The 9,164-nt window shown below is 71.8% G+C and carries 6 protein-coding genes, 1 tRNA gene and 1 pseudogene; 3 read left to right on the top strand and 5 right to left on the bottom strand.

Annotated features, from left to right (window positions below):
* Positions 1-154: 154 nt before the first annotated feature.
* A complete protein-coding gene (locus ACFVGY_RS22125; protein WP_385679924.1) occupies positions 155-913 on the bottom strand; it encodes an IclR family transcriptional regulator in 759 nt (252 codons plus the stop codon).
* A 229-nt stretch (positions 914-1,142) separates the two neighbouring features.
* On the opposite strand from ACFVGY_RS22125, the gene ACFVGY_RS22120 reads away from it, so the two are divergent.
* Entirely contained in the window at positions 1,143-2,276 is a 1,134-nt protein-coding gene (locus tag ACFVGY_RS22120; protein ID WP_385679922.1) for an LLM class flavin-dependent oxidoreductase, read from the top strand.
* A gap of 256 nt (positions 2,277-2,532) precedes the next feature.
* Positions 2,533-4,218 (top strand): glycosyl hydrolase family 18 protein, encoded by a 1,686-nt coding sequence (locus tag ACFVGY_RS22115; protein ID WP_385679920.1) that lies wholly within the window; start codon positions 2,533-2,535, stop codon positions 4,216-4,218.
* 207 nt (positions 4,219-4,425) lie between these two features.
* Here the strand turns inward: ACFVGY_RS22115 and ACFVGY_RS22110 are convergent, their stop codons facing one another.
* A complete protein-coding gene (locus tag ACFVGY_RS22110; protein WP_385679918.1) occupies positions 4,426-6,270 on the bottom strand; it encodes a putative bifunctional diguanylate cyclase/phosphodiesterase in 1,845 nt (614 codons plus the stop codon).
* Positions 6,271-6,657: 387 nt separating this feature from the next.
* Between ACFVGY_RS22110 and ACFVGY_RS22105 the strand changes: the two genes are divergently transcribed.
* Positions 6,658-7,851, top strand: a complete 1,194-nt coding sequence (locus ACFVGY_RS22105) for a M6 family metalloprotease domain-containing protein (RefSeq protein WP_385679916.1) — start codon at positions 6,658-6,660, stop codon at positions 7,849-7,851.
* Between the two features lie 81 nt (positions 7,852-7,932).
* On the opposite strand, the gene ACFVGY_RS22100 is transcribed toward ACFVGY_RS22105, so the two are convergent.
* The 3 genes and pseudogenes from ACFVGY_RS22100 to ACFVGY_RS22090 all read right to left on the bottom strand — a co-directional run bounded on the left by ACFVGY_RS22100 (position 7,933) and on the right by ACFVGY_RS22090 (position 9,091).
* A tRNA-Lys gene (locus ACFVGY_RS22100) sits at positions 7,933-8,006 on the bottom strand.
* Positions 7,997-8,582 (bottom strand): annotated as a pseudogene (locus ACFVGY_RS22095) (hypothetical protein). Before ACFVGY_RS22095 ends, ACFVGY_RS22100 begins: the two are co-directional and overlap by 10 nt.
* Positions 8,583-8,743: 161 nt before the next feature.
* The gene (locus ACFVGY_RS22090; RefSeq protein ID WP_385679914.1) at positions 8,744-9,091 is read right to left on the bottom strand and encodes a hypothetical protein; all 348 of its coding nucleotides are present in this window, start codon (positions 9,089-9,091) and stop codon (positions 8,744-8,746) included.
* Positions 9,092-9,164 lie beyond the last annotated feature (73 nt).

Genomic DNA, 9,164 nt, shown 5'->3' with positions numbered 1-9,164 from the left:
TTTGCACACAGACCCGCCGCGGGGGCGCGCCACCGTGCGTGGGGTGCCGCTCCCCCCCCCCCCCCCCCCCCCCGAAGTGTTTTCGTACCGCCACTTCGTCCCGTCGTCCCGCTCCGGCCGCACCCTCTCCCGTGAGGCGCGTCACAGAGCGGGCTCAGAGGGCGAGCGACAGCAGCAGGGGCGCGGCCTTCCGGTTCAGGACCTCCGCGGCGGCGCGCAGCCGGTGCGCGTGCTCGACGGGCATCGACAGGGCGAGGCAGCCCACCGAGGCACCGGCGGTGATCGGTACCGCGGCGCACACCGTGCCGAGTGCGTACTCCTGGAGGTCCAGCATCGGCACCGTGGCCGGCTGGGCGTCGAGCTTGGACATCAGGACCCGCTCGTTCACGATCGTCTTCGACGTGAGTCGGGCGATCTTGTGCCGGGAGAGGTGGTCGCGGCGCCCGTTCTGGTCGAGCTGCGTGAGCAGGCACTTGCCGACGGCGCTGGCGTGCGCCGCGGACCGGAAGTCGACCCACTCGTGCACCTTCGGGGTGCGCGGGCTGTCCGCGAACTGGGTGATCTTCACCTCGCCGTCCTCGTACCGGCTGATGTAGACCGCCGCGCCCACCGAATCCCGCAGGCGGTCCAGGGTGTCCTGCAGCTTGTGCTGGAGGGCCTGCTCCTTGTGCATCCCCGAGCCGAGCAGGACGAGCGAGTCCCCTATGGCGTACGCGCCGTCCGAGACCTCGAGCACGTACCCCTCCCTGCGCAGCATGAGGAGCATGGGCGCGAGATGGACGGCGGGCAGTCCGGTCTCGCGCGCGATCTGTATGTCGGTCACTCCGCCGGAGTGGCGGGCGATGGTTTCGAGCACGCGCAGGGCGTACTGCACCGAGTGGAACGGCGCGGTCGGCTCGGGCTTCAGCGCCACGGTCTCCCCCTACCAGGTTGCTACCGCTTGCGTTACCACGATAGCCATCAAGAGGCTCACGTGGACCGCCTGTTGAGGAGATTGATGGCTCAATCACGTGCCTCTGCCTCGATCTACTCCACTGGCATATGCCAAGGTCAAGGGCGTGCCCCCGTGGGGGTCGGGAATGCCCGTCGGCCCCTCACGGTTCGAGTTCCTCGTACGGATGCCGAACCGAGCGGGAGCGACAGTGAGTGACACCGGGGACCTCGAAAACGTCGGACGCGACACCACGCAGGACGCCGGACGGCCCGACCCGGTCCGCGGCATCCGCCACGGCCGCGCGCCCGTCCCCCTCTCCGTCCTCGACCTCGTCACGGTCGGCGCGGGCAGCACCGCCCACCACTCCCTCCGCACCAGCGTCGCCATCTCCCGGCTCGCCGAGTCCCGCGGCTACCAGCGCCACTGGGTCGCCGAGCACCACTCCATGCCGGGCGTGGCCAGCTCCTCCCCGGCCGTGGTCCTGGCCCACCTCGCCGCCCACACCTCCCGGATCCGGCTCGGCTCGGGCGGGGTCATGCTGCCCAACCACGCCCCGCTCGCCGTCGCCGAGCAGTTCGGCACCCTGGAGGCCCTCGCCCCCGGCCGGATCGACCTCGGCCTCGGCCGGGCCCCCGGCACCGACGGGCGCACGGCCGCCGCGCTGCGCGGGCCCGGCCGGCTCGACGAGGCCGCGGACGAGTTCCCCCGTCTCCTCGCCGAGCTCACCCGCTTCCTGGACGACGACTTCCCCGCCGGCCACCCGTACGCCCGCGTGCACGCCGTGCCCGGCCCGGTGCAGGGGGCGGCCGGCCGCCCGCCGCTGTGGCTGCTCGGCTCGTCCGGCTTCTCCGCGCGCCTCGCCGGCGAGCTCGGCCTGCCCTTCGCGTACGCCCACCACTTCTCCGCGGCCGGCACCCTGCCCGCCCTCGACCTCTACCGGCAGACCTTCCGCCCCTCGGCCGTCCTGGCCGCCCCGTACGCCCTGATCGGCGTCTCGACGCTGGCCGCCGACACCGCCGGGGAGGCCCGCGCCCAGGTGCGGACCGGGGCCCTGTCGATGCTGAAGCTGCGCACCGGCCGGCCGGGGCTGATACCCACCCCCGAGGAAGCGGCGTCGTACGGATACTCCCCGCTGGAGCGGGAGTTCGTCGACAACTGGATGGCGAACGTCGTGCACGGCACCCCCGACGAGGTCCGCGCCGGGCTCGACGCCCTGGTCGCCCGCACGGGCGCCGACGAGCTCATGCTGACCGGCAACGCGCACAGCGGCGCGGCCCGGCTGCGCTCGTACGAGCTCGTCGCAGATGTGTACGGGATGCCGGCGGCGGGCGCCCCGAGCTGATTGATGCCGGGCAAACGGAGTTCGGCTGGTTTGTTGCCGAAACCTTGCGGGAGCTTGTCCTAAGGCACCCTTAAACCGCTCGTCACCCGGGGTGGCGAGCGGTTTCTCATGCCCTCGCACGCCTCTGACGAGGGGATTTGCGCGCGAAATGGTCTAGTCCTTGTTTGGTCCAAACCATTGACGGGGTCCCGCGGTGATCGCTATCACTTCTCCCACCCGAACCTCTTGCCCTCCCCCCACTTCCCGGAGGCAGTTCATGCACATCCGTAAACCCCTCGTCGCGGCCGCCGCCACGGCCGCGCTGGCAGCCGGCGCGATGGCCGGCTTCGCGGGGCTCGGCACCGCTCAGGCGGCGGACGCCTCCGCGACGCCCGGCAGCGGCAACGTCCGGATCGCGTACTACGACCAGTGGAGCGTGTACGGGAACGCCTTCTACCCCAAGCACCTCGACACCCGCGGCATCGCGGGCAAGCTGGACGTCATCAACTACTCGTTCGGCAACATCCACCCCACCAACCTCACCTGCTTCATGGCCAACAAGGCCGCGGGTGACGACAGCAACCCCAACGCGGGCGACGGCGCGGGCGACTCCTACGCCGACTACCAGAAGTCCTTCAGCGCGGCCGACTCCGTCGACGGCGTCGCCGACAAGTGGGACCAGCCGATCGTGGGCGTCTTCAACCAGTTCAAGGAACTGAAGGCCAAGTACCCCCACCTGAAGATCAACATCTCGCTGGGCGGCTGGACCTACTCCAAGTACTTCCACGACGCAGCCAAGACGGACGCCTCCCGCAAGAAGCTCGTCTCCTCCTGCATCGACCAGTACCTCAAGGGCAACCTGCCCGTCGAGGGCGGCTTCGGCGGCGCCGGCACCGCGGCCGGCATCTTCGACGGCATCGACATCGACTGGGAGTACCCGGGCTCCTCCGGCGGCCACCTCGGCAACCACTACGGCCCCGAGGACAAGCAGAACTTCACCCTCCTCCTCGCCGAGTTCCGCAAGCAGCTCGACGAGTACGGCGCCGCGGGCGGCGGCAGGAAGTACCTGCTGACCGCGGCCCTCCCGGCCGGCCAGGACAAGATCAAGTACATCGAGACCGACAAGATCGGCCAGTACTTGGACTACGCCAACATCATGACGTACGACATGCACGGCGCCTGGGACGGCGACGGGCCCACCTACCACCAGTCCCCGCTGCTCGACTCCCCGGCCGACCCCACCGACCCGATCGCCCCCGGCACCGAGAAGTACAGCATCAAGAACGCCATCGACGCCTGGATCGACGGTGACCCGGTCTACGGCATCGCCGGAGGCTTCCCCGCCAACAAGCTGACCCTGGGCTACGAGTTCTACTACCGGGGCTGGAAGGGCGTCCCCGCCGGCCCCGCGGGCGGCCTCGCCCAGACCGCGACCGGCGGCTCCGCCCCGCGCCCGTACAGCCAGCAGGCCGGCATCGCCCACTACAAGGAGCTCGGCGGCATCGTCGACAACCCGGCCACCACCTTCTGGGACGACCAGGCCAAGGCCTCGTACTTCTACAAGGACGGCGAGTTCTTCACCGGCCTCAACCAGAAGTCCGTCCAGGCCCGCGTCGACTACGGCAAGAGCCGCGGCCTCGCCGGGGCGATGATGTACTCCCTGCTCGGCCTGGACGACAACACCACCCTGCTGAACCAGATCTCGGACGCCCTCGGCGGCTCCACGCAGCCCCCGACCACGCCGCCTCCCACCACCACCCCGCCGACCACGCAGCCCCCGACCAGCCCGCCTCCCACCACGGGCTGCGGCTCCGTCCCGGCGTACGCCGCGGGCACGGTCTACACCGGCGGCGCGGAGGTCTCGCACAAGGGCCGCAAGTGGAAGGCCCAGTGGTGGACGCAGAACGAGGAGCCCGGCACCACCGGCGAATGGGGCGTCTGGAAGGACCTCGGCGCCTGCTGATCTCCCCCACCCCGCGCCGAGCGCCACCCGCCCCGCACCCACCAGCCCGGGTGCGGGGCGGAGGTGTGTCACATGGTTGCGGGATTCCGGACACCGGAGCGTGGTCGTGCCACTACGCTCGGCGACAGTCTGAATCCGGCCCTGGTTCCGCAGGACCGCGGTCAAGACCGCCTGGCCGCCGCCCCTCGCCCCGGCCGCGTGCGGCGCCTACCAGGGGTCGTGGTCGGCGCCGGGGTGGGTGCCGATCATCTCGGCGATCCGCTCCGGGGCCACCGCGCGCGAGTACAGCCAGCCCTGGCCCGTGTCGCAGCCGACGCGCCGCAGCCGGGCCGCCTGCCCGGCGGTCTCCACGCACTCCGCGGTGACGGTGAGGCCCAGCCGGTGCGCGAGTTGGACGAGGGCCTCGACGATGGTCTCGTCGGCCGGGTTCGGGTGGGTGCCCTCGTCGTAGCGGAAGCCGTGGACGAAGGAGCCGTCCAGCTTCAGCACGGACACCGGCAGGCGGCTCAGGTAGGCGAGGTTCGAGTAGCCGGTGCCGAAGTCGTCGATGGCGATCCGCACGCCCATGTCGCTGAGGGCCTGGAGGGCCTGGAGCGGGCGCCCGGCGGAGCCCATCACCGCGGATTCGGTGAGCTCCAGCTGGAGGAGCTGCGGGGCGAGCCCGGTCTCGGCGAGGATCCCCGCGACGTCGCCGACCAGGTCGGAGTCCCACACCTGGCGGACCGCGACGTTGACGGACACGAAGACGGGGGAGTCGCTGGGGTGCTCGATCTGCCAGCGCCGGGCCTGCCGGCATGCGGTCCGCAGCACCCAGCGGCCCAACTGGACGATGGAGCCGTCCTCCTCGGCGATGCCGATGAACCGATTCGGCGTCAGGCTGCCGAACTGCGGGTGGTTCCACCGGACCAGGGCCTCCACCCCGCGCACCGCCCCGCTCTCCAGGTCCACCAGCGGCTGGTACTCGACCTCGAACTCGCCGCGTTCCACGGCCGGCCGGAGCGTGGAGGTGAGGGCCTGGCGGGTCATCCGGTGCGCGTTGCGCTCCGGGTCGAAGAGGGTCCAGCGGGCCTTGCCGTCCGCCTTCGCCCAGTACAGGGTCGTGTCCGCGGCCTGCATCAGGCCCGTCGCCGAGGTGCCGTCCGCGGCCCGCTCCACCACGCCGATCGACGCCGACACCGACAGCCGCTGCCCGGCCAGGTCGAAAGGTTCCTGGACGGCGGCCAGCACGCTGCGCGCCAGGTCCACGAGCTGCTCGGTGCCGGTGGAGTCCTCGACCAGCAGCGCGAACTCGTCGCCGCCGAGCCGGGCCACCAGGTGCCCGCCGGTGCGCCCGTACCCGGACTGGTCGGCGCACTGGGTGAGGCGGGCCGCGACGGCGGTCAGCAGCCGGTCGCCGACCCGGTGGCCGAGGGTGTCGTTGACCGCCTTGAAGCCGTCCAGGTCGAGGTAGCACAGGCCGATCCGGCCCGTGCCGCCGTGCTCGTACGAAGAGGCCTCCAGGGCGGCGGAGAGCCGCTCGAAGAACAGGGTCCGGTTGGGCAGGCGGGTCACCGGGTCGTGCATCTGGAGGTGCCGCAGCCGGGCCTGGAGGTCGCGGCGGTCGCTGATGTCGGCGACGGACAGCAGCACGTCCCGGGTGCCGGGAACGGGCCCGAGGGTGACCTCCGTCCACAGCGAATGCCCGTCCGGGTGCTTGAGCCGGCGCGTGCAGCGCAGCCGGGCCTGCCGGCCGCGCAGTACCTCCTGGTAGGCCTGCCAGGTCCGGGCCTCCGCGCCGAGGTCCACCAGGTCGGAGGCGCGCTGTTCGACGAGCGCGTGCGGTTCGGTGCCGAGGAGGCCGGCCAGGGCGGTGTTCGCGGCGACGACGTAGCCGCTGCGGTCGACGACGGCCATGGCGAGGTGGGCGGCGTTGAAAGCGGCCCGGAAGTCGCGCACGTCGGAGTCGCTGCGGGGGGCCGGGGGAGGCATGACTGGCACTGCGGGGTGACGCTCCGTAATGGCCGATCGGATGCTGTCGGCCGCCGAACCGGTTTCGTCAGAGGTTCCGCTCACCGTTGGCTCCCGCAGTGCTCGTCGTGTCCGTGCAGGAAAGTGTGCCGATCATAGAGGCAGCCGTACGGCCCCATCCAGCGGCGTCGCCGGATGGGGGGCGGTGCTTCGGTGTGCTGACGGCCTGTCGGTGCGTCCTCGCGCGATCGTTTCTGCGCAGCCCTGAGCGGCCTTCGACCCCTGCTGATCTCCCGTGATCGTTCGTGACGTTCTGTAGCAAGAGGGTGAACCTGTGAGGTCACCGGCTTGCCGCAGCGCTCACTCGTGTGGGGCACTGGAACAGGGCGCTAGTACGACAATCACCTCAGGGTGGGAGGAGTTGGTAAGAATCCACCACGGGAGGTCGATGTGCCGCGACAGGAGACACCCGGGGGAGTGGATCGCTCCCGCATGCGCAGCACGGCCGCTGCCCTCACCTCCCTGACGGCGCTCGCGGCCATGTCGCTCGTCGCGGGCCCCGCGTCCGCCGTTCCCGGAGCCGGGCCGTGTGCGCTGACCCGCACCTCGGCCCACCACTCCCTGGGCCTGGACACGTGGAACGGCGCCTACCCGCAGCCCCGGCGCAGCCTCGACGCGGTCCTGGTCTTCCTGTCCTTCCCCGACCACCGCCCCACCCTGACCACGCAGGAGCTGGCCGCCGACTACTTCCCGGCCACCAGCGACTTCTTCGAGCGGGCCTCGTACGGCCGGTTCCGCCTGGTCCCGCACCCGCAGGCGCAGTGGATCACCATGCCCAAGCCGTCCACCGCGTACGGGATACAGCGCGACTGGGCCGCCCGGGACCGGGCCGCCTACCTGCGCGACGCGGTGATCGCCGCCGACCGGGAGATCGACTTCTCGCAGTACGACATCGTGTACTTCGTCGCGGACCCGGACGCGCCGGGCGTGGACTCGGACGCCACCAAGGTGGTCAACTTCGAGCGGCCGATCCGGGCCGACGGCACGGACCTGCGCCGCATCGTCACCGTCTTCGAGCGGCACCCACCGGACCGCAACGTGCTGGCGCACGAGACCGGGCACGTCTTCGACCTGCCCGACCTGTACCACCGGCCCACGGACGGCAAGGGCGACTGGGACACGTACGTCGGCGACTGGGACGTCATGGGCAGCCAGTTCGGGATGTCCCCCGACCTCTTCGCCTGGCACAAGTGGAAGCTGGGCTGGCTGGACCCGTCCCAGGTGGACTGCGTGCAGTCGGGCTCCTCCCTGCACACTCTGCAGCCGGTCGGCCGCTCCCCGGAGCCGGGCGCCACGGGCGGGACCCGCCTCGCGGTGGTCCGTACGGGGCCCGGCAGCGCCATCGCCGTCGAGGCGCGCGGCTCCTCCGGGAACGACGGGGACACCTGCACGGAGGGCGTCCTGGTCTACCGGGTGCGCAACGAGGCCCCCTCGGGCGGCGGCCCGATCGAGGTGCTGGACGGGCACCCGGACGCGGAGGCGTGCTGGGACCGCTCGGTGTACCCGCCGCTGGCGGACGCGCCGCTGGAGGTGGGGGAGTCCTTCACGGTGCCGGGGGAGCGGATCAGGATCGAGGTGGCGGACCGGACCGCGACGGGCGCCTACACCGTCAAGATCATCACGTGACCGGACGGGACGGGACGGGCGTCGGTACGACGGTACGACGAAGAAGGCCCCCCACTCGCGTGGGAGGCCTTCTTCCGTCGGTGCGCCGCCAGGGACTCGAACCCCGGACCCGCTGATTAAGAGTCAGCTGCTCTAACCAACTGAGCTAGCGGCGCTTGCTGACGAGGAAGACATTAGCAGGAGGACGGCCGGAAGGAAAAATCGATATCCGCAGCTCGGGCCGCCCGCACGTACGCCCACAGCAGGGTCTCCGGTCCGGGCAGCCACGGGGAGCGGGTGTCGGGGGCCACGAGCCAGCGCGACGGGCCCGGGACGGCGGCCAGCGGCGGGACGCTGACGGCGTCGCCGTGGCCGTGGCACAGCGGTGCCGGCAGCGGCCCGCCCCACTCCTCCCAGGTCAGCAGTGAAGGGAGCCGGTGGGCGGTGCCGGTGGTGGCGAAGAGCAGCATCCGGCCGCGGTGCACGGCGACCGGCCCGCAGCCCGGCCCCTCGGACCACAGCAGGTCCAGCATGCGCCGGCCGAGGACGAGGGGGACGTTGACGACGTCGAAGGCGGTCCCGCAGGGCAGCACGGCCGGGGCGGCGGGGCGGGCCTGCCAGGCGGCGAGGGTGCGGTGCGGATGGGCCGAGGCCGACGCGAGCCAGGCGGCGCCCAGTGCGGTGACGTGGGTGGCGGTGCGGGCGTCCTGGGCGGGACAGGTGGAAACGGAGGCCGTCGTCAGCGTCGTCATGTCGACCGGTTTACCGCGCGTAGCGATTCGATTTCCAGCAGTCACCGAAAAGCCGGACGTGGCGGCCGCGCATGCGCTATGTTGCGCCCGCATATGCCGCGGGCCGGTCCGCCTGGCCTGTTCCGCCCGCTCCGCCTGGCCTGTTCCGCCCGCTCCGGCCGCTAGACGGCGCCCGGGCCGCCGCTGCGCTGGAGGGTCTCCCCGAACTCGATCATCTTGCGGGCGTAGTCCTCGGTCCACTCCGCCTCGGCGGCGATCACCGCCGGGTCCAGCCGGTCGAACCGTCGCGGATCCGCCAGCTGGGCCGCCGCCACCGCCTGGAACTCCATGGCCCGCTCCGTCGCCGCCCGGAAGGCGAGCGTCAGTTCGGTGGCCCGGGCCAGCAGCTCCCGCGGGTCCTCGATCGACTCCAGGTCGAAGAAGTGCTCCGGGTCCGCGGTGGCCTCCGAGGGCTCGAAGAGCAGGGGTGCGGGTCGCAGCTTCCGCTCGGTCCGCTCGGGCTCTGCCATGCGTGTCCTCCTGCTGGCCTGCTGGACGTACGGGACCGGTCCTTCCGGGCCACCCTCCATTGTCCAACGCCGC

Origin of the sequence: Streptomyces sp. NPDC127106, from assembly GCF_042677605.1 — a bacterium.
Lineage (GTDB): Bacteria > Actinomycetota > Actinomycetes > Streptomycetales > Streptomycetaceae > Streptomyces.
The sequence above is the reverse complement of the archived record's forward strand: the minus strand, read 5'-3'. Positions and strand labels throughout refer to the sequence as shown.

Coding starts and splice junctions, on each gene's coding strand:
- ACFVGY_RS22115 (WP_385679920.1), top strand. CDS start 2,533: ATGCACATCCGTAAACCCCTCGTCGCGGCCGCCGCCACGGCCGCGCTG.
- ACFVGY_RS22105 (WP_385679916.1), top strand. CDS start 6,658: ATGCGCAGCACGGCCGCTGCCCTCACCTCCCTGACGGCGCTCGCGGCC.
- ACFVGY_RS22090 (WP_385679914.1), bottom strand. CDS start 9,091: ATGGCAGAGCCCGAGCGGACCGAGCGGAAGCTGCGACCCGCACCCCTG.